Source organism: Alteromonas sp. H02 (genome assembly GCF_059682525.1).
Genome location: NZ_CM185021.1, coordinates 2,650,643 through 2,675,378 on the forward strand (window position 1 = coordinate 2,650,643; position 24,736 = coordinate 2,675,378).

The window sequence follows — 24,736 nt, forward strand, 5'->3', positions numbered from 1 at the left end:
AACTCCCGCGATTATTAAAAGAAAAGAGGCAGTCGCTTTTCCAGCCTCATAACGCATTGATTAGTTCTTTTTATGCTTGTGTATTGGCTTCGCTTTTTCAGCCGTATGTCCCATCATTTGCCCCATCATGTCTTCCATCATGGCCATACGCTGTTCCATCATTTTCATTTTCTCATCGGTCGACATATCACTGTGTTTATGCTCCATGCCCATGCCGCCTTTCATTCCTTTTCCATCTTTCATTCCCATCGAATCTTTGCCTTCCATCATGCCCATCATGTCTTGCATCTTTTGGGCATGCTCATGCAACATGGCTTCACGCTTTTCAGGATCAGATTCACTTTTTACTGCATCTAAAACTGCTTGCATTTCTTCCATATGTGTTTGCATTTTCTTCATCATCTGACCGTCCATCATCGGCATGTCAGATTTATCAGTGTGTTGATGCGCGTAAGAAGTCGCAATTGGCGCAGCGACAAGGGCGCTGGCCAGTAATAATGACGTTAATGTTTTCATAATTTTTCCTTTAATTGTGCTCACATGAGCGGTTTAGGTTTGAAATAGACGACTTGTCACCTTAATCCTATGTCTTAGACTCAGGTCAAGGTGCTATTTGGGCGATAAAAATTCGGCCAAAACCTCAAGCTCTTCATCTGTTATAGGCATTTGTGGCATTGCAGATTAGTGCTATCGTAATTTTTTGCACCCGATTTATCCTTTGCTTTTGATGAAATCCATCCTATAAATCACACGATAAATGTAATTGATTTAGATCAATCCTTCACGACAATCGGATTACAGAATCATTACATTTCCGTAATCTAATCATCGATTTATTTATCCTTGGTTCAAAATTATCTATGCTCAAGCTGCGTCAACAGGTCTCCTCATAGCTACTTTGCAGCGGCATATGCTGAATACCAGATGCAATTTTTAATTGGGTGAGCGGATAATAAGAAATGACGAAACACAAAATTGCGGTAATTACCGGTGCAGGATCAGGGATTGGATTAGCATTGACTAATGAATTCTTATCAAGGGATCCAAATATGCTTGTTGTTGCACTGTGTCGTGATAGCTCAGGACTAGGAGCGTTCAATGAAAAATTTGAACCCCGCCTCATCATAGAACACGTTGATTTTAATAACGAAGCGGCAACGATTGAAATTCAAGAAACGCTTAGCCAATACGAACAGATTGATTACTTAGTGCATTGTGCAGGTATTGTCACACCGCTTAAACCTATTCAATCAATAGGCTACAAAGAATGGCGCACGGCACAAAGAATCAACTGCGATATCCCCTTTTTGATAACACAACTGTGCCTGGATAAGTTTAAACATAGCCGCGTACTGTATTTGACAAGCGAGCAACCCGTTAGTGCAGTGAAAGGCGCATCAGCATACTGTGTGAGTAAAACGGCTTTAAATATGGTGTGTAGTTGTTTTAGACAAGAAGTTAATGAAGATGTAGCTGTTTTTGCCACCGCAGCTCCCGGAAATGTTGATACAGCGATGCAAAAAAAAATCCGGCAAGTGCCAAGCGATGTACTGCCGATGTCGGCCTTTTTAAGAGGCTTACATGAAGAGAACAAGCTACTACCGCCGCGCCTTGTTGCACAATACCTTTGGCAATTGTTAAATCGTATAGACCCAAAGACATTTAGCAGAACAAATTGGGATTTATTGCAAAGCATTGACGAAGCGCCGCTCAACCCAATTGATACCAATAAAACTATTTCAACGAAGCCAACTGAATCTGACTTACTGTCGTTGCGAAACAAGTTAAGCGGCAGTGTCTGGGACGTTGGAAGTACAGGCTATTCAGCGCGGCGTCATGTTTTTAATCGAGCCATTTCACATTTTCCATATGCGATAGTCGTGCCTGAGTCAGACGTCGATATCATTAATACAATTGACTATGCCAATCGCCTTAATTTACAAATATCAGTTAAAGGCGGCGGCCATGGGGTAACGGGTGCGGCCGTTATTGACGGTGGCATTGTCCTTGATATGTCTGCCTTTCAAAGTATAGAACTTTGCGCAGTTGGTCAGTCAGTAAGAGTGGGCGCGGGTGTGAAAAATCATAATTTGGATCTGTTCTTATCGAAATATAAGAAAGTGATCCCATTAGGCACCTGCCCGGATGTCGGTGTTGTAGGAGCAACGTTAGGCGGCGGGATCGGTTTTTTGTCACGCAAACATGGGTTAAGTTGCGACAATGTCTTGGCGTTTAATCTGATCACAGCAGATGGTCAGCAAAGAGTTATAAACACTTTGGAACACTCTGATCTTTTTTGGGCACTACGCGGCAGTGGCGGCTCTCAATTTGGCGTTATCACCCACATAACATTTAGGCTGCACCCGGCTCCAGCTTATGTTCAAGGAGGTATCATTGAATGGCCAATTCAAAAGGCAAAGCCTATTTTAAAGCAATACAGCGATGCTGTACTGCAGGGGCCGAGAACGCAATTCTTATATGCATACATCGCTCGTTCAGCGTTACAAAATGCAAAAATATCAATTATGGGGTTTAGTGAAGACCCTGACTCCAACCTAAATAACATAGCAAAATGGGAAACGGATGCCGATATCTCTGTTACGCATAAACAATACATAGAGTGCCAGTCAAATGAATATGAACAAGGGCACGCACTTTATTGGCGCAATGGGATCATTGAAGGTGAACTTACGGAACAGTTTATTGATGCGCTTTTGCAATGCTATCAGTCTTGCCCAGACAACGCAGCGGGCATTATGCTCGATCCGTTATGTGGCGCGATCCAGGATATCGAGACCCATGAAACCGCATTTATTCATCGCGATGCCTCATTTGTATGTAGCATCACGGGTGTGACTCTGCCCGATCAAGACAATACCAAGGTTATAGACTGGGTTAATCAAACCTATGAACGATTATCCCCATTTTTTAATGGCCATGCCTACCAAAATTATGACATGGGCAACGACTGTCCATTGACCAGTTATTTCGGTCACCATGTAGAGCGTTTGATTGCTTTAAAAAAGAAATACGACCCTCAACTTAGGTTTGCAGGCTCTTTGCAGCGGGATTTACAATAAACCGTTAAGCTGGTGTAATACTTACTCAAGCGCTATGGCGATCAACCGTCAGTTGCAGTAATTAGGATATATACAGTGTTTAAATGGATGTTAGTTTTTACTCTACTTCTTCCCACCATTTGCTTTGCCGATACCGATGACTATGTTCACGCAGACTTCTATCGCGGATTAGTTGGCCTTAAGAAACAGGTTGATGAGATTAATCGAGATTTACTGTTATTGGAGAATGCTACGCTTTCCAATGCAGAAGTTAATCGTCGACTTGCGCGTATTGAACAAGATATTGATGCGGTGAAAACGTTATATAATGAAGCGATCAAAATGCAACCCTCAACGCTTAGCGCATCTGAGTTAGAGCAAATAAAATCATCTTTGGATATTCTTGATATGCAAGAGATTCGCTTACGATTGCAATCCGAGTTAACGCAACAGCATCAATCTGTTAAATCAGAGACATTGTTAGCTTCGCGCGACTTTACTAATGAAGCTACACGCAATTTGGCCACCACAGTATTAACATTAACAGCCATCCTAGTTGCCGTTATTTCTGCAGTTATTGCTTGGATGAACCACATTCAAAGTACTCGAACTCAAGCAGTAAAAAACAAAGCAGAACAAGACTTGGAGGCGCTAAAAGAGGCAACAGATCAAGATCTACTAGCGTTAAGGGGGGTAACACAACGTCAAATTTCAGCGCTCACTGAGCGGCATGAGAAAGATATTAAGAGGCTCACAGACGGACACCAACAAAAAATTGAACGTTTGGAGCAGATAAATTTAGAAAAAGTTCAGTACGCGGCAAACGCTTTCGATAAGTTAATGAGTGAGACGGAGACGCAAAACGGTCTTGTTTTTAAAAATTTAGCGATATCGATTTATCTTCGCCGGTTTCTAATTGAAGACGGTTATGACCGTTTCTTTGATGATCTAAGCATGACGTCAGTTGAAGACAGCACTACCGCTCGTTGCGATCCGAGTGTTCTTAGAGAGGTCATCGCAATACAAGAACATGCTATTTCACGCTTCGAAATGGTCAAAGACAAATTAGATGACGCAAGAATGCTTTACTATGAAGCGCTACTCGATTTAGCATTTTACGAAGCAGAGATGACCCGCTTTGGTGTATTAAATGACAATGCCTTGCAGAGTATTAACAAACGGTTAAAAAGTTTTGAAGAGAATTTAAATTTTTGGTTGACCGAAGAGCGCAGTGAATACCAAGATCCTGAGCGGCTTCCGCGGTTCATTTTTCGGGTGATATGCATGGTCGATAGTCTAATTTTTATTAGAGTCTGTTTACGTGATAAAAGCCTTTTTACGAAACAAGCGGCGATGCATGAAATTTCTTGTCAGGTGAGACTATTATTGGCAGAAAAAGAAATGGCCACAGACGACGCTATCACTAACGTACTCGCGGGAGCACAATGTAACAGTCTATGGCAAAAATATACTGGATTCCAGAAAGAGCGCCCAAGATTGTTTGAAGACTAGCGGTAATCTGGGTTTGTTGGCACTAAAAGCACAGCGGTCCCTACCTAAAAATGTTGTTGTACGCTAAGTATATCCACACTATTACTGATATACAAGTGCTAGAAACGCCGAGACTACTTGTAAAACAAACAACGCTCTACTTTTGTCAAAGGTCCCTTATTATCATTGTCTCATCTTCAACTTAGACTCACATAACCGAATGCGAAAGCCAATACACGCTGCCTAATGTTACAAAAAACAGAGGTTGATGTAACACATACACAGCAAGACTGTGACGTCCTAAAAACGTGATTTTAGTTGATAATTTCAGTGAAGCACAGGGATCTATACCCTTAATAAACATATGGCCAACGCCAATGCCCAGCAATACAACGCCAACCCAAGGAAATAGTGCAACATAATCGTTGGGTGATGACGGCAGCCCCAATTCCCATAAGTTAAACGGCCATTTACTTGTAACCACATTCGTTAAGAACAGTGTAATAATCCCTATCCCAATAAAACAAGCCATGACTGGATAACGTGCGAAGGGAAGGCATAGTACACTGGCCACGGCGATAAAGTGTAAAACACCAAAAAATATCCAATTACTATTGAAAAACCAATAAGTAAATAGTGATATAACGCATGCCCATACCACTATCCACATTATTCGCTTCGCAAAGGATTTCAAATCCACGCGTTGGTGATGAGCGAACACCAATGATGCACCCACACTTAAGAAAAAGAGTGATAAAATGACATACCGAAATTGTTTCCAGCCAGGACCATTTGGCACACTCCAATCTACCCAGCCAAAGAACCGCAAGTCATACGCGAAGTGAAAGATCACCATTAATACAATGGCGACCGTGCGCATGATGTCTAGGGTAACGTTGCGAGTGATGGGCATACTGACGTCGCTTAATGATGCTTGTGGGGCTTTTTATCGCGGGTAGACGAATGTGAATGTATGACTTTCCATCCTTTACTCGTTCGTTTAAACAAGTACGTTTGGTAGCCCTTTTTGTCAAATGTTGAGCCAGTTTTTCTTACTTCACCAGACACATTTACGGTCGTAATCGCCCATGCCATATCGTCATCAATTGTAATATCCATATCCAATATATCGATGGTGAGGCGTTTGAGTACTTCTTTCTCTGGCTCCACATGATTTTCGACGAGATCACTTAATCCTGTGTTTTGGCCGCCTGATTCAATGTATCGAGCACCTTTATGGTCGAGATAGTGTTCATAAAAAGGCCGTCCTTGGCCCGACTCCCAACCGTTTTCAATAGCAATGATAATTTCTTCAATCGTCGCTTTGTCTTCATCTGCCTGTGATGCAAAGACGCCCAGTGTAGTTGTGCTTAACATCAGGACGAGTGAGATTCGCATAAGTAACGTCATTTAAAGTTTTCCTATAAATTAAAGTGTTAATGGGACCAGTGGATATGACTTATTTTCCAATGACCATTGATAAGGTTAAGTACCAGTGTTTCATTTCCTTGCTTATCAATTTGTTTACCTTTGTATGTGCCAAGGGTGTGGCTTCTGGCAATTGAGACCGCCGTATCCCCATAAACGCGAACATGATGTTCAATTGTTGTGGTTTTGACAGCCGCAGAAAACCGCATATCACCGTGTAAATGATGTTGTCGATATTCTTCAGCACTGCGTTCTATTCGCGATCCCTCTAAAATAATGACTTCGGATGTCAATGCACTCATGACGTCATCCGCTTGTCCATTAGATAATGCTTCGTGATAAGCGAGCACACTGCGACCCGCTGCAGTATCCAAGCCACTGAAGTGAGTTGCAGAGTGCTCTATTGATTTGAGTGGCTCATGAGCAAACGTACTAAATGAAAGCAGCGCAATAGACAAAACAGTCGTTAAAACGTAATTAATTTTCAGATAAATCCAAAGTTAAGATTGAGGACCAAGAACAGTAGTCAAAACAGCGGTGATCAGAAAAATGCATAGTCCAATGAGCATTTCAATTTGGATCGAACGGCGCATGTCTATCGCTGCGTTACTGTGCGTTAAAAGCTTGGGCGTTAATTTTAATTTATGCCATGCGGCAAGCAGCAGGATCGCATTGACAAAGCCCAGCTTTAACAGAAGGCTTTGTCCATAGATTTGATTGAATAAATTACCTACAGAACCAACTAGCTCCCATGCTAGCAGAGTGCCGGCAAGGAGCAGCAGGCTCACCAGTCCTATAGCAAGATGACCAAATTGCCGCATCAGACTGTATAGCGGTGTAGGCGATAGGTGTAGGCATGCTGCTGACAACGGCCAAAGAGCGCCCATCCAGCTTAGCGCGATGATCACATGCACAGCTAATGCATAACCATATGAACGTTCCAGTTGCACGGTATGCCCGGAAAGCATGAATACATATCCAATACTCCCCCACAGAATTATTGCACCAAGAAGAGTCACGATAAATTGAGGCGTTTTTTTGCGAGCGAGTTGCCAATAAAACGATCCACAAAAAGCAATGCCGACGATGAATATGCACAGCCGACTTATTGCAATAGTCCCTAAAGTAGATTGTGCAACCATACGTCGCATGACCGCATCAAACATGCCTGTGAAACCCGTTTGAGATAGCGACCCCACTTGGAAAAAGAAATCCAACGTAGTCGCGAAAACACCAACTAAACCAAACATAGCCATATACTTAATAATATGACCTTGCAGAAGCAGACGAACTTGAGATTGTTTTTCCAGACTAAATGGCACTAAAAGAAGGATAAGAAATCCGCCTAAAAGCGCCGACAGTCCTAGATAGACAGTAAGCTTGGTGGATAGGATCAATACTTCCCAAATTGCCATTTTAATCTTCCTCTTTAATGGTCTTTGTGTTGACTATGGGCTTTTTTGTCATCTTGCATGGACTTGCTTCCGTGAACCATGAAGTCAAATGAACCGTCCATTTTGTGCCCATCCTCACCAAGTAACATCCACTGTGCAGTATAGTTACCCGGCGATAACGTCGGTAAGTCGTAATTAAAGAAAGTGCTAGACTCCATCGATGGAGAAAAATTAAAGTCGACAGGCTCGCCGTTTTGAGAATTTAACGTCAATTTGGCCAAACGAACTGGCTCAGTAAAAACAACGGACAATTGTGGAGGCGATGACATTAACATCGCATTGTTTTTTGGCATGGACGTTTTCAACGATGTGTGAGCATAACTGCTTGTGCTCAAGAAAAGAGCGGTCAGTAAGAACGTTGACAATAGTGTTTTCATAAATAAACCTCGGTAGTTTTAAGTAGTAGTAAATGGTGAAAATGAATCGATTTGTATAGCATTTTCATTGACGGAGTAGCGTAATAGTAATTGGGTTACATCGTTCATCATTGCCGGAGGACCGCAGAGGAAAAACAAACACCGATGGAGGTCGCGGTGTGTATCTAAAAATACGGCCAAAGGTATTTGCACGCGCCCCACCGGTCCACACCAAATTGAAGAGGCGTTTGAAACAATCGGTTGATAGGTAAAATTAGAATGCTGTGTTTCAACCGCTTTCAACCAACAATAATTTGCCAGTTCAGCAGGGTGTTTGGCGCCATAAAAGAGGGTTATAGGCAGTGTCGAATGCAAGCCAAATATTAGTTCATCGATTAGAGCTTTTAGAGGTGCTATACCCGAGCCCCCACCAATCAACACAATTTCTCGTGCTCCAAGGTCCTCCGGTATGTTAAATCCTCCTTGAGGCGCAGCTATATCAATCACCGTGCCCACATTTAAATTACCAAGATGGAAAGAACCGATGCCAGGTCTTTGATTGTTAGATTGTGCCGGTTGCATTTTTATATTAAATGTAATCACGCCACTACCATCATTTCGGTTTGCAACTGAATAATGCCTGACAGTGGTTGGATGGGAAAATGTAGCTGATTCAAAACGCGGCCAATAAGGCTGATAGCGTCTCGGTAAGTCTTTCGGAAACGCTAAAGATTGACCTTCTTTAATCGTGAATTGAACAAAACTGCCAGGCTTAAAATCCAGTGGAACACTGCCTTGATATTTAAATCTTAATTCTTTGATAAAGGGTGTAATGAATGTGTTTGAGAGCAACTCGCATGATACTGTTTTGGGGTTTGGAGACTCTACAAGCTGAACGTTGCCTTTCAAATCAGTGTTTTGCTGACAAGCTAAACGATACCCGGACAACAACCTGTCTTGAGATAAGCGGTATCGTTCTGCAACTGAAATGGCAGCCGATGGATCAAGGCGCACAATACATTGGCCGCATGTTCCCCCTCCCCCACATACTGACCCAATAGAAAGGGCGTTGTGCTGTAGACAATCCAGAAGTGATTCATTGTCCTTAGCAACGACGTTTTGGAGGTAACCTTGCTGATCTCGTACCACTAAGTCTTGCTTTCTATACCACCACCCAATGAATACTTGCTTATTTTTAACGAGGCTAACCAGCCACGTAATTCCTGAAATACTCATCAGCACAGTCAGTAACGCGAGAGCCTTGATCCACCAGTGATTAAATGAGCCGGTGTTCTGATAATCCATAAAGTGCAATAGCATCAACAAGTTTGTCCATTCCCTGTTGCTATCGACGACGCCGGCCAATTCCCCTGTCGATGCTCGGACATAAATGTGTGTCGTTTCTCTGTCTGATAAACGTACATGCCAAACCGATTGTTGCTCTTTGGGTAGATGCTCTATCGGCGGATCAACACGGCGCAAATCTTGAATAGGCGAAGTTAGCCGGAACTGATTGTTGACCAGATCACGGATATCGTTCGCTGTTAGTTCTATTTTATTTCCCTTTATCGCGTCTATTAACTCATACTCTCTTTCATTGGCATGTCTAGCATAGTGCGTCATAACCTTATAGGTCGGGTTTCCCAACAAGCTAAGCAGCTCAATAGAGAGTGCATTGGGTGAGCGTATAAGGACGTTCTCGACGGATATTAGGTTTGGCGTTAATACACTTCCTGCAATAGCGTCACTTGCGATTCTGGAGAGCGGTTTACTGTGCTCAGCCTGTCCGAGTAAAAAACCCGTAGCAAGCCAAACCATTAATTGTGAAAACACAATTAATGCAAGGTATTTGTGAATGATCCGCCAGAACATTTCAGTCAGCTGCCTTTCGCGATGACGAAAAGGAATAAGGCAGCAATAGCAAGCCTGCTAATGCGGCCAACAGCCCTATGATAGTCATGCTCACTAATAGTGTATTACTAACGTCTTCACCTTCTTGGTAATCCATAATATGGAGGCGCCATAACCAATCAAATACTTGCCAAGGGGCATGTCGAATATATTCAACCGTACCTGTGTCTTGACTGACGTAAAATGTTGGCGCAAGTGCGCCTTTAAATTCAACTCGCCATAATGGACGTCCTCGTTGCCCAACCGGACTATCCTCTTCGTTTTCACCCAGCAAGGTCACATTGTCGACCTCATACGACCGACTTGACCTGGACATTGCGATGGCGGCGGCTTGTTTGTCTGACAACGGTTGGATGACGTCTCCTGATAAGCCGCTGATCAGGTGCGTCTTACTGGTGAGGGTTAATCGGTAAACCGGCATCTCCCCCACACTGCCCAAAACGATTGACTTAGCATCAGGGTAGCGAGCGACTATCTCATCAAAGCCAACGTTTACCGTTGACAATGATGAAAGCGCGGGCGAGCTTTTCATGAAATGATCGCCATGAATATAGTGGATATCAAACCAGACCATGTAGAGTCCACTCACTGACCAGAGGAGCATCTGCACACCGACAATCAACAGTAGGTATCGGTGTAACCGACGAGCAAGGCGACGCATAACTACCAATTACTCATCGTTTTGAGCTGCTGTTTTCGCCATATTAAATAAATGGCTGGTAAAATAAGTAGCGTCAATAAAATCGCACTGACCATCCCGCCCACCATGGGCGCAGCGATACGACTCATCACTTCAGACCCCGTACCTGAGCCATAAAGTACCGGTAATAGTCCGAATATAATGGTTGCGGTCGTCATCATGACTGGCCGGACACGCAAACCCGCGCCATGCAATACGGCTTCGGTTAGCATTCCTACGGTGGGTTTGATACCGTCCATTTTGCATTTGTCGATTAACGCCTGGTACTCATGATTCAAGTACACCAGCATAATGACGCCAATCTCGACAGCGACCCCGGCCAATGCAATGAAGCCAACGCCCACTGCCACTGAAAAGTTATACCCCTCTAAGTACATAAGCCAAATACTACCGACCATCGATAAAGGCAACGTTCCCATGATGATCGCTACTTCAATAAAATTGCGGAAGTTGAGGTATAACAAGATCACGATAATAGCTAAAGTCAATGGCACTACATAGGTTAATTTTTCTTTTGCCCGCATCATATATTCATATTGTCCCGACCACGTTATGGAGTATCCTGCAGGCAATACCAGCTCCTCACTGACGACCTGCTGCGCCGCGACGACATAAGAGCCAATGTCTACGCCATCAATATCCACATACACCCAGCCATTAAGGCGTGCATTTTCACTTTTAATGCCTGGGGGACCATCTTCAATATACACATCCGCGACATCAGCCAACGCAATGCGTTTGCCTTGTGGTGTGACAATAGGCAACAATGACAATGATTCAGGTGATGAGCGATATGATTGTGGATATCGAATATTCACTGGGTAGCGCTCTAATCCTTCGACGCTCTGTGTAACATTCATTCCTCCAATCGCACTAGAAACAACTTGTTGAACGTCTGCTATGTTGAGACCATAGCGAGCGGCCCGTTCACGTTGGATATCGACTTTGACATAACGCCCGCCGGCAACGCGCTCTGAATAAACGGATGCCGTGCCCTCAACATCTGAAAGTATCGTTTCAATTTGTTGACCAATCTTTTGAATTTCCATAAGATCTGGACCTCCAATCTTGATGCCAACGGGGGTCTTAATACCGGTAGCCAACATATCAATCCGCGTTTTAATTGGCATAACCCATGCGTTCGTTAACCCCGGCAAATTAACCACAGCATCAAATTCTTTGATCAGATCCTGTGTCGTCATGCCTTCACGCCATTGATCTTGAGGTTTTAATTGTATAAACGTTTCTATCATTGTTAATGGCGCAGGATCGGTTGCCGTATCGGCTCGGCCGACCTTGCCAAACACCGTTTCGACCTCAGGAACGGTCTTGATCAGTTTATTGGTTTGTTGCAATAACTCGCGTGCTTTACCTATCGAAATACCGGCATAAGTCGTCGGCATATACATTAAGTCACCTTCATCAAGCGGCGGGATAAATTCGCTACCGATCTTATCAATTGGCCAAAGCCCAATTCCCAGTACAATAACGGCGACCAGCATGGTCAACTTGGGAAAACGTAATACCGTTTTCAGTGTTGGCATGTATAAAAACGTCAAGAACCGATTAACAGGATTCTTATGCTCCGCAAGTACTTTACCGCGCACAAAGTACCCCATCAAAACTGGCACCAAGGTGATAGCAAGCGCTGCGGAAGCGGCCATCGCATATGTTTTGGTGAATGCAAGCGGCGAGAACATCCTGCCCTCTTGCGCTTCCAGCGTAAACACTGGTACAAAACTAACGGTGATGATCAACAAACTGAAAAACAGCGCAGGTCCGACTTCAGACGCTGAATCCATGACGACCTGCCATCGATTTTCTTTCGTCAGGGGGGTTCGCTCCATATGCTTATGCATATTTTCGATCATGACAATGGCCCCATCGCTCATTGCACCAATAGCAATAGCGATCCCCCCCAAGGACATGATGTTCGCATTGATACCTTGCATATACATCACGATGATTGCCGTGATGATTCCGACAGGAATACTTATAATTGCGACCAACGAAGAGCGTACATGAAATAAGAACGCGATACACACTAGGGCAACGACGATAAACTCTTCTACCAGTTTAGAGGCCAAGTTATCTACCGCCCGTTCAATCAAAGCTGAGCGATCGTAAACCGTGACGATTTCGACGCCATCCGGCAATCCTTTTTTAAGATCGTCGAGTTTAGCTTTGACTCCGTTAATGGTTGTTTGAGCATTTTCTCCAAATCGCATAACAACGATGCCGCCTACGGTTTCTCCTTCGCCATTCAGCTCAGCGATACCCCTGCGCATTTGAGGACCTAATTGCACATCCGCGATATCCCTAACCAACAGCGGCGTACCATTTTCATTCACGCCGAGAGGGATCGTTTCGATATCTTGTTTGCTTGAAATATACCCTGTCGCCCTGACCATATATTCAGCCTCAGCCATTTCAATAACAGATGCGCCAACTTCTTTGTTGCCTCTTTTGATGGCCGTTTGAATATGCGATAGCGGGATCCCATAAGCCCGCAGTTTTTCAGGATCAACTTTAACTTGATATTGCTTTACCATACCGCCTAGCGCAGAAACCTCAGAGACACCGGGAACGGTTTGCAGTTCGTACTTGAGAAACCAATCCTGCAGACTACGTAGTTGTGATATGTCGTTTTTGCCTGTGCGGTCAACCAATGCATACAAGTAAACCCAACCCACACCCGTTGCATCTGGGCCTAATTGTGGCCGAGCATTTTCAGGCAAATTGGGAGCAACTTGAGACAGGTATTCTAATACGCGGCTTCGGGCCCAATATAGATCCGTGCTGTCATCAAAAATGATGTAGACATATGAGTCGCCAAAGAAAGAATAACCCCTGACTGTTTTAGCGCCTGGTACCGACAACATCGCTGTTGTAAGCGGATAAGTCACCTGATCTTCAACCACCTGAGGTGCTTGTCCAGGGTAACTCGTCTTAATGATGACCTGGACATCAGATAGGTCGGGCAATGCATCAATTGGTGTATTCTTTATCGTGAATAAACCACCGCCGATAATAATTAAGGTCGTCAGTAATACGAAGAAGCGGTTGGAAACTGACCATCGAATAATAGCAGCGATCATTCGTGTGCTCCTCCATGGTTGCTATGATCCATCGAAGCATCTTGGCTTTCAGACTGAATGCTCAGGATCCTAAAGTTGCCGTCAGTGATCTCAAACGTAAATGTAATGTCAGCACCGACCGTAAATTGGCTGATATCGATATCGTCGCTCAAGGTAAAGTCAAGAGTTGCCGCAGGCCTATCCCACTTTGGGATCGCTTCACGTGAAATATTGACTACACGAGACTGCGTATTGATGGCATTAATGGTGCCTGTCACCATTGCGCTTTGCGCTGAACTTGGTTCTGCTGATTTTACATGGATGGTTGTTACCAGATAGTCGCTATCACCGGTTTTGGTGATTTCAATATGCAAATCCATACCAGCTTTCAACTGTGATAAATCGATAGTGTCAGCAACAAAGAAATCCATTGTCATCGCGGGCCAATCCCACGCTTCAATTGCTCCGTGGTCAAGATTTAGCATTTTGTGTGAGGGCATAACCGAATTAATCGTTGCTTCAGTCCATATAGTGCGTCCATTTATCGTCTGTGTATCAGCATTGTCGTCAATGATATGCACCGTCGTTACCACATACTGACCATCGTTTTCTTTACTAATTTCAATATGCGCCCCCATACCTTGCCGCAAACTCGTTAGGTCTACGTGGTTAGCGACAGTAAAATCCATTGTCATTTCTGGCCAATCCCATTCACTGATGGCGCCATGGTTCACTGTTATCATGTTATGTGAGGGCATAACATCGGTGATGGTGGCTTCGGTAAAAACCGACGACGGGAGTGCACCAGGTGCTTCCATCCGTTTAAAATCTGAACTGATACTGCTTTCTGAATCGAGTAAAAAGTGTGCCGAGGTGACAATCTGATCCCCGTCGATGAGACCTGTAGTAATCTCAGTGTAGTCCTCTACCACTCGACCTACATCTACGGCAATGGACTTGAATTGCCCGTCACCCAACGCCAAGACAACACGATCTTGCGTGCCGGTTCTGATAACCGCTTCTGATGGCACAAGAACGTTGTCTGAGTCAAAGTCTGAATGTATTGTGATCTGGGCAAACATGTTCGGCTTAAGCGCGTAATCGGCATTTTTAAAGCGTAACCGAACCCGTAGCGTTCGAGTGCTCTGTTCAAGTGTGGGGTAGACGTAATCAACCTCACCCTCCCATGTTTTGCCGGGTAAAAAATCTAACGTCATTGTGACGGGAAGTCCAACAGTGACTTGCGCGGATTGCCGTTCAAAGATTTCAGCATCAACCCACACCTCATCCAACGCACCAATGGATAGGAGGGTATTGCCTGGCTTGATAAAGAATCCTTCGCGGATATTTAAATTGTCAACAAACCCGGTATGCGGTGCCGAAAAAGTGATCGTTTGACGAACTTTTTTGCTCGATATTAAGGACTGAATCGCTTCATTTGGCATTTGCAACGCATCTAACCGCGACCGAGCAGCATTGATCAAATCGTCGCTCCCGCGGCGCATCGCGATCAGCAGCTCTTCTTGCGCATTGACCAATTCTGGGGAATAGAGCGAATACAATGGTTCGCCTTTTTTGACATACTCTCCCGAGGCTTTCACATGCAGTGTATCTACCCAACCTTCAACGCGTGGGTGGATATGTATCAAGGTGTCTTCATTGTATTGCAAATAGCCAACCGTACGAATAGGGACATGCAGCGAGCGGCGTTGAACCGATGCTGTTCTTACCCCTAAATTATTAACTACATTGGGTGATATGCTAATGGTTCCCGGACCTTCATTACCTCCGGTGCTCTCCTCATAAACGGGGACGAGATCCATTCCCATCGGAGATTTACCCGGTTCATCACGACGGTAATTGGGATCCATCGGTGCCACCCAATAGAGTGGCTGGGGTTCTGTGCTTTGCCCTGCTGCGTTAGATGGTGCATCAGAAGGAAGTAGGGATGTATATGCTAACGCAGTCATTGCACCGCCGATAACACATCCTAAAATAATGGCTTTCGTGTTATTCATTATTGTTCTCCGAATTGAGTCTTGGAAATACCTGCGGTGGTATTGAAATAATAATTAAGTCGAATGTTTGTTCTGACGAGATCCACATCGATATCCAATGCATCAATACGCGCATTCAAATCCGCGATACGCGCGCGAGCAACTTCGGCGAAATCGCCGTCATCATTGGTGTAGGCATTCAAGGACGCATCTGCTTGTTCTTGCATTTGTGCTAATAACTCGTCGTTGTATAACGATTGCCTGTCAGTTAAACGTTCTCGCTCAGCGTATAACGACTGGATGGCAGACATCATTTCGCGCAGTGCGAGTAACTTGTCAGTCTTTATGGCTTCTGATTGATTTACGGCTGCAGAGACTTCTTTGTCTTGACGGTTTTCAGTAAAAATAGGTAAATCAAAACTAACACCGACTGACAAAAAATCAGCTCGACTTGCACCTGCCGGGGTATCATCGCGAAAAGCGTAACTGGCATTTACGCCCCATTGGGGTTTGTATTTTTCTTTAGCTAACTCAACCCCGGTTTGACTCGCTCTGATACGTTGATTAATGGATAAAATATAAGGGTGATCTGCGAGTATTTCCGCGAGCTGTTGTTGGTTTTTCCTTTTTACCATTAACAACGTGTTGTCAGTGATTTTTGCAATGGCAGGTAATGTATTAGGCAACTGCAACGCGCTAAATGCATCAAAGCCAAGTTGGCGTGCAGACTGCTGGTTTTTTAGGATCCATTCCAATAACTTACCTGTGGCGCGTTCTTCCAGTGCTTGTAGTTTTGTTAATCTGTCTTCTAACCGCGTCAATTCTAACTTTGCCCTAATGATGTCTTGCTGTCGCACGCGTCCAAGGGCGGTCGCATAATTCGCTTTGGCAATGTCACTGAGTTGCTCAAACAATGCCCTATCTTGATGGATTAGCTTAATACTCTGCTGCGCGCGATAAATTTCAAGCCAAATATCAGAGACCTGCACACGTGTGCGGGCGATGCGATCAGCACGCATTAATGGGTGCTCGGCGGCTTGCTCTCTTAATTGACGAGAACGAATATCTAACGAATCCCCTCTGGGGAACATCTGCGAAACCCCTGCCTTAAGTTGCGTCATGGGTTCTTGATCGAATGCGAATCCATCTGTTGGTAAGTTCGCCAAACCAATATTAACTACCGGGTCCGGCAAACTAGCGGCTGCCACGCTACTTGAAACAATGGCTTGCTCGCGATACTCACTGCCTACAAGCCAAGGGTCGTTGTTAATCGCGATTTCAACAGCCTGCTCCAATGTCAATACCGACTTGGTTTGACTTTGGGCGAGCCCAGTATTCAAAAGCGTCATTAGTACAATGACATGAAATGAAAAGCGTCTCATTAGAATTGCTCCTCATAGGTATTAACTTCGGCATAAGTGGTTGCGCTGCCATCGTCATTGAGTTGCAGAATAAGATAAGGACGAAATTGATCACCGACTTCCATACCAGGTGAGCCAATTGGCATAGCCGGCACACTGAGTCCGATGGCGCCTTCAGGTATATTGTCTAAAAATTGCTGAATGAATTTTGCTGGAATGTGACCTTCAAAAACAAAACCGCCTGGGGACAATGCCGTATGGCACGAACGGTAATTAGGCGCAACACCATATTTGTCTTTAATTCGAGACATTAACGTAACATTGGATACGTCTGCGTCGAACCCGTGCTCTTCAATATGGTTCACCCACTTTTGGCAACACTTACAAGAACGGCTTTTGTAGACTGTTAAGGACGTTATCGGGGATTCAGTCACTGCCTCTGAATCGTTATTTATCTGTGTTGCGTCGGTACATGCTGATAAAAACAGTGCAAACACCAAGGCTATCCACATCGAGCGATGCGTAATAATTGACATAATTACTTTCTCATTTCTATTGTTTAAATAAATGGCTTGCTACGAACATTCGACTAACAAGCGATATCATTGCCCGGATTCTAGACGGACTTATCCTGCTTAAATGAGAGAGTGTTTCGGAGGGCGCTGCAATCCACCTAAAAAGATTTGGTTTAGGTTTGGGTTAAGAGACTGAATACTCAGCGACACGCCATCGGGTGACGAATGAGCTTGACTAGAGAGAAGACCAATATGAAACATCGCCATTGGACAACAGCAATCTTGCTGACAACAATCATCCATATCATCGCTTTGCGAGTGTTTCATCATGTCATGAGCGCTGTGCATATCGTGAGATCCGAGATCCATCTCCGCTGCCATTTCGTCACTGCATGGCATTTGCGCGAATGCAAATGACTCACTCACTTGCACACTGAGCAATGCAATCACAATAATTATGTGAATGAAGGCGCTTTTCACGGTCTCGTCGTTCCTTGGTGTTTGACAGACAGCAGTCAATGACTGTTTATTAATTGTTGCTGATGTTAGCACCATCGCCTGACAACCAGATTACCCCTACATTACAATTCGGTAATATAAACAATTGTAACCGTTCAGCAGGGCCCTATTGACAGCTAAATATATTTATTTTCAGTGATCTCTTGGATCCTATTGATTGATCCCCCCAGTCTGTCAAAGTGACTTCATGCCACGTAAAAAACAGCTATCAAAGCCGCCCGCAGTCGATAACTTAGATGATGCAAAATTGGTTATTCAAGCACTCTGGGACAGGCTAAATGACCTCGAAGACCGACTGAATCAAAACAGTCGTAACTCGTCGCGTCCGCCATCGTCTAATGGGCCGGGGGCGTCCTCTTCTGCGCCAGCTAAAAAGCCGACAGGCCGTAAGCGTGGTGCGCAATCCGGTCATAAAGGTAGCAAGCGGATGTTAGCCGAGAGCGTTGATGAAACCCTGACGTACTATCCCGATGATACGTGTGATTGCGGTGGTACTATTACTATCAGTGATTCACCGTATCGCCGCCATCAGGTTTTTGATATTCCTTCTCAGGCTTTCTCTGTGGTTGAACATCAGTTACATCAGGGTCAGTGTTGTCAGTGCAGCAAAACGGTAAAAGCAACGCTACCTGACAACGTGAATCAGGGACAGATGGGCAATAACCTGCTGGCATGTGTGGCAATGCAGTCCGGTCAGTTTCACCAGAGTATCAGTAAAATCCAGCAACAGCTCGAACAGAACTTCGGCTTATCGTTCAGTCGCGGTGCTATCTCTGAAGCGCAGGCCGGGTTAGTTCAGTACTGACGCCAGCGTATCAGGATATCAAAGAGATGATGCGCACTAATGCGGTGGTACACTGCGATGAAACCCGTCATCAGCGTGGCAACGAAAACCGTTGGATGTGGCAGGTATGCACAGCAGAATTATCATGCTTTATGACGCACTTCTCACGTGGCGCCTGGGCGGCAAAGAAACTACTCGGCGATAATCCGGAAAACATTGTTGTGACTGACCAGTATGCCGGTTATCACTACATCGATTCAGACCACCGTCAATTGTGCTGGGCGCATATCTTAAGAAACATGAATGCGCTGGCGGAAAGCTGGGGTACGAATAAAACCTATGGAACAACGTTAGTCAGGCTCATTCGCATACTGTTCCGGCTGCAACACCGGTATGAGAGTAACGAACTAAGTGAAAAGCGATACCGGGACCGAATGGAAAAACTGCGTATCGCCTGGCGAGAACAACTTGAACTGGCATCAAGGCGTTGTGTTACTCCCCGCTATCAGAACCGGTGTAAGCTGCGGCTAAAACACGATGATATGTGCTGGGTGTTCCTCAGTCACGATGGCGTCCCCCTCACTAACAATGAAGCAGAGCGTTCATTGCGAAGCTATGTGCTGTGGCGAAAAGGCAGCTATGGCGTGTGTTCTCACCGAGGGGAACTGTTCAGCCGTCATTCCGCACCTAATTAACTGATTTATTTTTCTTGACACCGATCCCCTATTTTGATCTATTACTCATCTTTGGGTGCAGCAAAATGGCAATTTCTACTACCTCCCTATCAGGGTTAACTATCAAACGCATGGACCATCTTGGTTTAGTATCCGGTATGTGTCGGGAGCTTGGTATCGCTAAGATGATTGACGCGGTTATCCCAAAAAACAATGAGCATAAGGTGACTCATGGAGAAGCCTTTGTCGCCATGCTTCTCAATGGTTTGGGTTTTCACAGTCGCACCCTACACATGTTTGCAGATTTTTTCGCTGACAAACCCACTGAACGCCTGATTGGTCCGGGTGTACAGGCCAAGCACCTGAATGATGATGTACTTGGTCGGTGTCTTGATGCCCTCTATGAAGCAGACGTGTCGTCGCTATATCAAGTCATGGCTGAGCGAGTGGTCGACACGCTGGGGTTAGCCAGTAACGCTGTGCACCTGGATATCACCAGTTTTCATGTCGATGGTGAATACGCTGTTGATGAACAAGATAGCGAGACTAAACGCATTGAGCTGGTTAAAGGTTACAGCCGGGACCACCGGCCAGAATTAAACCAGGTGATACTGGAGCTGATTTGTGAAAATCAAGCCGGTATCCCTGTCTATATGCAGGCTTTAAGTGGCAATACGAATGACCAGAAAGCTTTTGCAGAAGTCACCCGTCACCATATTCAGTGTTTAAAGGCCGCACAACAATGCCGATATTTTGTTGCCGATGCGGCGCTTTATACCGAAGAATCTATCACTGCCCTGGCAACACAGAACCAATTGTTTATCTCACGAGTCCCCATGACCATCAAAGACGCCAGGCAGCACGTAAGCAACGTGACGGAAGCCAGTCTCACTGCCATGGGTAACGGTTACCACGGTTGTTGGGTGGATGCAGACTATGCCGGAGTGAAACAGAAATGGTTGATTCTGCGCAGTGAGCAGGCGACTAAACGGGAGCAGCAGACACTGGCCCGCAATTTACTTAAAAGCAGTGAAAAAGAGCACAAGCAATTTATTAAATTGTGTAAGCAACGCTTTGCCTGCCAGACCGATGCCGAGACGGCAATGAAAGTCTTTAGCAAGACGTTAAAAACAACCCGCATCAGTGAGTTTGACTGTATAGCCCACCCCGTGTTCTCAGGTAAAGGTCGCCCCAAAAAAGGACAACAGCCAGCATACTATGAATACCAACTCGATGGGCTGATAGCCACCTGTTTGGATAAAGTTGGAATAGCTCAGGCGCAAACCGGGATGTTTATCCTCGCAACCAATGATTGTAGCGGGGAACTCAGTATGCAGACAGTGTTAGATACCTACAAATCCCAGCAACATGTTGAGCGGGGATTTCGTTTTCTCAAAAGTCCGGAATTTTTGACATCCTCACTGTTTCTAAAGAAACCGGAAAGGATTGAAGCGCTGCTCATGGTGATGACGTGCAGTCTGATGATATACGCCGCCCTTGAACACCGGATCCGAACGTCATTAAAAGAAAGACAACAATACTTCCCTGACATGAAAAAGAAACCGTCCCAGAAGCCAACGGCACGATGGGTATTTCTGTGCTTTAGTGGGATCCACGAAGTCAGCATTGGTGACTCTCCCCCCGTAATCACAGACAAACAGGAGCGCCAGCAGGTGATCATTGATGTACTTGGCACATTATACCAAGAGATTTATTCCTGAATTTGATGCGGAATGTCGGGTTCAGACAACGTATACTCACCATTGTAGAAACCTGCCGGAAACAAAAGCTGAATCCACTGAATTGGCTCCGCGCCATTCTCGAAGCGACGTTAAACAAAACGTCCTATCCTCTACTCGGCGACTTCAAAGCAGCCTGTCAATAGGGCCCTGCTGAACGGTTACATGCAGTTACCTACAGTAAGAGATAACATCTCTCCCTTACGTATTCCTGTTTCATAAAGAAGTATAATAATTAGCTTATTTCTAAAAAATATGCACGTTAGTTAAGTGTTATTTTCACTGTTTGGGATAAAATGTTGGTCTAATTCAGTTTTAATTTTTTTGAGATTTTATCCCTTCTTCAGTTTCATAGCTAAAAGGTACAATAATGGCTTTATCAAATACCTAAACGCGTTAATTCGAAACGACATTTAACGTAAAACCATAGTATCTAATGTAAAAAGCCGCTAAATAAGCGGCTTGATTTTACGTGATAATGCGTAAACTTTTAATTAAAAGTTATAACGCACTTTTACGCCATATTGGCGAGGTTCACCATAAGTGTTACTTGTATTACCGCTATCGGTAAGTGAGCCATCTAAATTTCGGCCAGCGGTGATATAAGTAGCATAACGTTCATCTAGCATGTTAGTGCCGTATAATGAAACTTCCCATTGATCATCAAATGTCATCAACGAAACTCTTAAATTAAGTAATGAATATGAGTCTGACTGGAATTTTTCTTCGTTGTTGCTTTTAAAGTAAACACCGTCACGCCATGCATAATCACCTCTGAAGACTAAGTAACCAACATTGGCTATTTCGGTAGTATATTGCGCGCCTAGTGAATAGGTTAAATTTGGCGTGTTAGGTAACTCGTTGCCAGCAAAATCTACACCTTCCCCCTGTGGAAAGTAGTCAAATTCGGAATTAGTATAAGTAACCACCAAATTAACATCAAAATTATCACTTACACGAGCAACAAACTCACCTTCAATACCTTGAATAGTGGCTTTACCTGCGTTTGTTGTGGTTGAAATGCCACTATCATCATCGTATTCAACAACCTGCAAATTGGTGTAATCATATAAAAACAAACCAACATTGGCACGTAAACGATTTTCCAACAAGGTTGATTTTATGCCTGTTTCATAACTCCATAAGTCTTCTTGTTCAAATGAAGTGCCATCACCAATTTGAAAACCGCCCGATTTAAAGCCACTAGTTGCTGAGGCATAAATCATAATGTCATCAGCTAAGTCATAATCTAAGGCAAAACGCGGTGTCCATGCACTCCAACTGTCATCCGGTGTTCCTGTGTCATCAAGGCCGCCATTAACATTAGTAATATAGCCATAATTTTTACTTTCATAGCTATAGCGTAAACCAAATGTGGCTCTTAATTTAGGGTTAACATCATAGGTCATTTGGCCAAAAGCCGCATAAGCTTCGGTAACATTTTCTTCGGTAATTTCAATGGCCAAACCATCAAATAAAAGATCAATACCCCCGCTGCCATCTTCTTTTAAATAAAATAGGCCAGTGATCCAATCTAAACCATCAGGTGTGGTATTTGATAATTGAAACTCTTGAGTAAATGATTCTGAGGCTTCAAAAAAATTGATGTTAAATACCGTAAACTCTGTAGCATCCGCATCCGTGGTTTGATCGAAATCACTTTCACGGTATGAACTAATCGACTTTATGGTGTAATCATCGCCAGTCCATGTCAACGTTGATGAAAGCCCCCATACTTCAACGTCTGTTTTAGGTTTATAGTTTAGCGCTATATCGTAGTCATCTTTTGGTATTGCCGCACCCGCGTCAACATAATCTTGGGTATAACCACCGCGTTGGCTAATATAGCCCGTGCCGCCATCATTGTTGTAATCGCCTCTTAAAACGATTTCTAATTTATCTGATAAATCAATAGCAAGCGTTCCACGGCCAGCAAAGGTATCTTCATCTTGGTATTCTTCACCCGTTAACATATCTTTGTAGATACCATCACGGGTATTTTTTAATAGCGTTACTCTACCGCGGCTATTGTCAGTTAAACCGCCAGAAAAAGTACCTGTTAGTGTTTGTTTATTATAACTGCCAAGTGTTAAACCAACGGTTCCTTCAGCATCATCGGTGGGCGCTTTAGAAATAATGTTTAAGGCACCACCAACAGAATTTCGACCAAATAAAACCCCTTGTGGACCACGCAGCAATTCTAAGCGTTCAACATCGAACATATCTTGATAGCCCGTGGTTGGCCTTGGTTGGTAAATTCCGTCAATATAAATAGTTGAGCTAGGATCAGTGGCGACACCAAAAGCGGTTGTGCCAACACCACGAATATTAATAATTGCCATCGAATCATTAGTAATCGTTATACCTGGGGCGAAAAACTGAAAATCGTCCATGTTGGTGATACCCATTTGATCCAAAACATCGCCTGAAATAGCGGTAACACTAATAGGAGTTGACTGAATACTCGCTTCACGTTTTTGCGCCGTGATTTGAATCGTTTCAAAAAGGGTATCTTTTCTAGCCACTTTTTCTTCTGTTTGTTGCGCTGTTTTAGTTTCCGTCTGATCGTTGTCGCTGTTTACTTGAGCTTCAGCAGCAAAACTTTGCCCCGATGATAAAGCCATAGCTAAAGTAAGGGCACTTAGCGGGTAGATAGTTTTTAACTTATATTTCATTCGACTATTCCTTTCATTAATTATTATTTAACCCCAACTCGGTTTAAGAAATTGAACTAAATGCCCGTTCCAAGATCCGATCTTTCGACCAAGAAAGTGGGAACAAAACAAAAGGAACAGGCATGAAGAATTTAGTAGAGTTGTACTGTGATGTCGATGATTTTTGCAAAGTATTCATTCCACAATGGCAAAAGCAGCTACTAGAAGATGGTAGTCGCCAAAGGCGCAGAGATAGTCGTATGTCTATGGGCGAAATGATGACAGTCGTCATTGGTTTCCATATGAGCCATCATCGTGATTTCAAGAATTATTACCTAGGCTATGTCTCGTGTTTTTATAAAAAGGACTTCCCTAAATTATTGAGCTACACACGATTTTTGGAAGTGATGCCTAGTCTTATTGTACCCATGTGTGCTTATTTCACTTCACTCAAAGGTAAACCCACAGGTATTGAATTCATTGACTCTACAACCTTAAAAGTGTGCCATAACATTCGGATACCAAGGCATAAGACCTTTGAGGGTGTTGCACAAAGAGGAAAAGGTACGATGGGCTGGTTCTATGGGTTCAAGTTACATTTAATTGTAAACTATAAGGGGGAGATTGTTGCCGCTAAAGTCACCACAGGTAACGTGCACGATACCAAGCCAGTCGAAGAGCTAGCGGAAGGTTTAACAGATAAACTTTACGGCGACAAAGGCTACTTAAGCAATGCGCTCAAAGACAATTTATTTGATAAAGGCGTCACGCTTATCACAACGGTTCGTAAGAATATGAAAGCAAAAGCGATGTCATTATGGGATCGGGCAATGCTGTCAAAGCGATTCATTATCGAGACGATTAACGACCAATTAAAGAATGGCTATGTTCTGCTAAATTGTTGCTATACTGTATATGAATACAGTTATTGAGGGTTGATCATGATCCCAGCACAATTTACAAAGCTTATAGCCGAGTTAGAACACTTAACAGATGGCTATGTTCTGCTAAATTGTT

18 protein-coding genes and 2 pseudogenes are annotated in these 24,736 nt (G+C 44.0%); 6 read left to right on the forward strand and 14 right to left on the reverse strand.

Annotated features, from left to right (window positions below; genetic code table 11):
* Positions 1-60 precede the first annotated feature (60 nt).
* Positions 61-516 carry a hypothetical protein gene (locus tag AC566Q_RS12365; protein WP_105935250.1) on the reverse strand — a complete coding sequence of 152 codons (456 nt, stop codon included), beginning with the start codon at positions 514-516 and terminating at the stop codon, positions 61-63.
* 443 nt (positions 517-959) lie between these two features.
* Here AC566Q_RS12365 and AC566Q_RS12370 point away from each other — a divergent pair, with 443 nt between their 5' ends.
* Positions 960-3,080, forward strand: a complete 2,121-nt coding sequence (locus AC566Q_RS12370) for an SDR family NAD(P)-dependent oxidoreductase (RefSeq protein ID WP_105935251.1) — start codon at positions 960-962, stop codon at positions 3,078-3,080.
* A 75-nt stretch (positions 3,081-3,155) separates the two neighbouring features.
* Positions 3,156-4,571, forward strand: a complete 1,416-nt coding sequence (locus AC566Q_RS12375) for a hypothetical protein (RefSeq protein WP_487119473.1) — start codon at positions 3,156-3,158, stop codon at positions 4,569-4,571.
* A 187-nt stretch (positions 4,572-4,758) separates the two neighbouring features.
* On the opposite strand, the gene AC566Q_RS12380 is transcribed toward AC566Q_RS12375, so the two are convergent.
* The 12 genes from AC566Q_RS12380 to AC566Q_RS12435 form a co-directional block, all read right to left on the reverse strand.
* Positions 4,759-5,463, reverse strand: a complete 705-nt coding sequence (locus AC566Q_RS12380; protein WP_105935253.1) for an acetyltransferase domain-containing protein — start codon at positions 5,461-5,463, stop codon at positions 4,759-4,761.
* An 11-nt stretch (positions 5,464-5,474) separates the two neighbouring features.
* Positions 5,475-5,960, reverse strand: a complete 486-nt coding sequence (locus AC566Q_RS12385) for a nuclear transport factor 2 family protein (RefSeq protein ID WP_105935254.1) — start codon at positions 5,958-5,960, stop codon at positions 5,475-5,477.
* 26 nt (positions 5,961-5,986) lie between these two features.
* The gene (locus AC566Q_RS12390; protein ID WP_240621974.1) at positions 5,987-6,436 is read right to left on the reverse strand and encodes a YybH family protein; all 450 of its coding nucleotides are present in this window, start codon (positions 6,434-6,436) and stop codon (positions 5,987-5,989) included.
* 42 nt (positions 6,437-6,478) lie between these two features.
* On the reverse strand, positions 6,479-7,393 hold the full coding sequence (locus AC566Q_RS12395; protein ID WP_071978934.1) for a CopD family protein: 915 nt from the start codon (positions 7,391-7,393) through the stop codon (positions 6,479-6,481).
* 14 nt (positions 7,394-7,407) lie between these two features.
* Positions 7,408-7,809, reverse strand: coding sequence for a copper resistance CopC family protein (locus tag AC566Q_RS12400; protein ID WP_071978933.1), 402 nt, complete (start codon positions 7,807-7,809; stop codon positions 7,408-7,410).
* An 18-nt stretch (positions 7,810-7,827) separates the two neighbouring features.
* Positions 7,828-9,660, reverse strand: a complete 1,833-nt coding sequence (locus tag AC566Q_RS12405) for a 2Fe-2S iron-sulfur cluster-binding protein (protein ID WP_105935257.1) — start codon at positions 9,658-9,660, stop codon at positions 7,828-7,830.
* 1 nt (position 9,661) lies between these two features.
* Positions 9,662-10,273, reverse strand: coding sequence for a peptidase (locus tag AC566Q_RS12410; protein WP_240621975.1), 612 nt, complete (start codon positions 10,271-10,273; stop codon positions 9,662-9,664).
* 89 nt (positions 10,274-10,362) lie between these two features.
* Complete coding sequence (locus AC566Q_RS12415) at positions 10,363-13,497, reverse strand: efflux RND transporter permease subunit (RefSeq protein WP_499617089.1); 3,135 nt, start codon at positions 13,495-13,497, stop codon at positions 10,363-10,365.
* Positions 13,494-15,494 (reverse strand): efflux RND transporter periplasmic adaptor subunit, encoded by a 2,001-nt coding sequence (locus AC566Q_RS12420; RefSeq protein WP_499617092.1) that lies wholly within the window; start codon positions 15,492-15,494, stop codon positions 13,494-13,496. The genes AC566Q_RS12415 and AC566Q_RS12420 overlap by 4 nt, the downstream gene beginning before the upstream one ends.
* On the reverse strand, positions 15,494-16,855 hold the full coding sequence (locus tag AC566Q_RS12425; protein WP_044447421.1) for a TolC family protein: 1,362 nt from the start codon (positions 16,853-16,855) through the stop codon (positions 15,494-15,496). The genes AC566Q_RS12420 and AC566Q_RS12425 overlap by 1 nt, the downstream gene beginning before the upstream one ends.
* Positions 16,855-17,370: a DUF411 domain-containing protein gene (locus AC566Q_RS12430; RefSeq protein WP_044447419.1), complete on the reverse strand. Its 516-nt coding sequence runs from the start codon at positions 17,368-17,370 to the stop codon at positions 16,855-16,857. Before AC566Q_RS12430 ends, AC566Q_RS12425 begins: the two co-directional genes overlap by 1 nt.
* 99 nt (positions 17,371-17,469) lie before the next feature.
* Positions 17,470-17,829, reverse strand: coding sequence for a hypothetical protein (locus AC566Q_RS12435; protein WP_044447415.1), 360 nt, complete (start codon positions 17,827-17,829; stop codon positions 17,470-17,472).
* 226 nt (positions 17,830-18,055) lie between these two features.
* On the opposite strand from AC566Q_RS12435, the pseudogene tnpC reads away from it, so the two are divergent.
* The 3 genes and pseudogenes from tnpC to AC566Q_RS12450 form a co-directional block, all read left to right on the forward strand.
* Positions 18,056-19,323, forward strand: a pseudogene (gene tnpC, locus AC566Q_RS12440) (IS66 family transposase); the annotation flags it as partial.
* 89 nt (positions 19,324-19,412) lie between these two features.
* Entirely contained in the window at positions 19,413-21,047 is a 1,635-nt protein-coding gene (locus tag AC566Q_RS12445; RefSeq protein WP_202942833.1) for an IS1634 family transposase, read from the forward strand.
* A gap of 20 nt (positions 21,048-21,067) precedes the next feature.
* Positions 21,068-21,211 (forward strand): annotated as a pseudogene (locus AC566Q_RS12450) (IS66 family transposase); the annotation flags it as partial.
* Positions 21,212-21,559: 348 nt separating this feature from the next.
* Here AC566Q_RS12450 and AC566Q_RS12455 read toward each other — a convergent pair.
* The gene (locus AC566Q_RS12455) at positions 21,560-23,740 is read right to left on the reverse strand and encodes a TonB-dependent receptor (RefSeq protein WP_105934129.1); all 2,181 of its coding nucleotides are present in this window, start codon (positions 23,738-23,740) and stop codon (positions 21,560-21,562) included.
* A 257-nt stretch (positions 23,741-23,997) separates the two neighbouring features.
* On the opposite strand from AC566Q_RS12455, the gene AC566Q_RS12460 reads away from it, so the two are divergent.
* Positions 23,998-24,651: an IS982 family transposase gene (locus AC566Q_RS12460; RefSeq protein ID WP_334050961.1), complete on the forward strand. Its 654-nt coding sequence runs from the start codon at positions 23,998-24,000 to the stop codon at positions 24,649-24,651.
* Positions 24,652-24,736 lie beyond the last annotated feature (85 nt).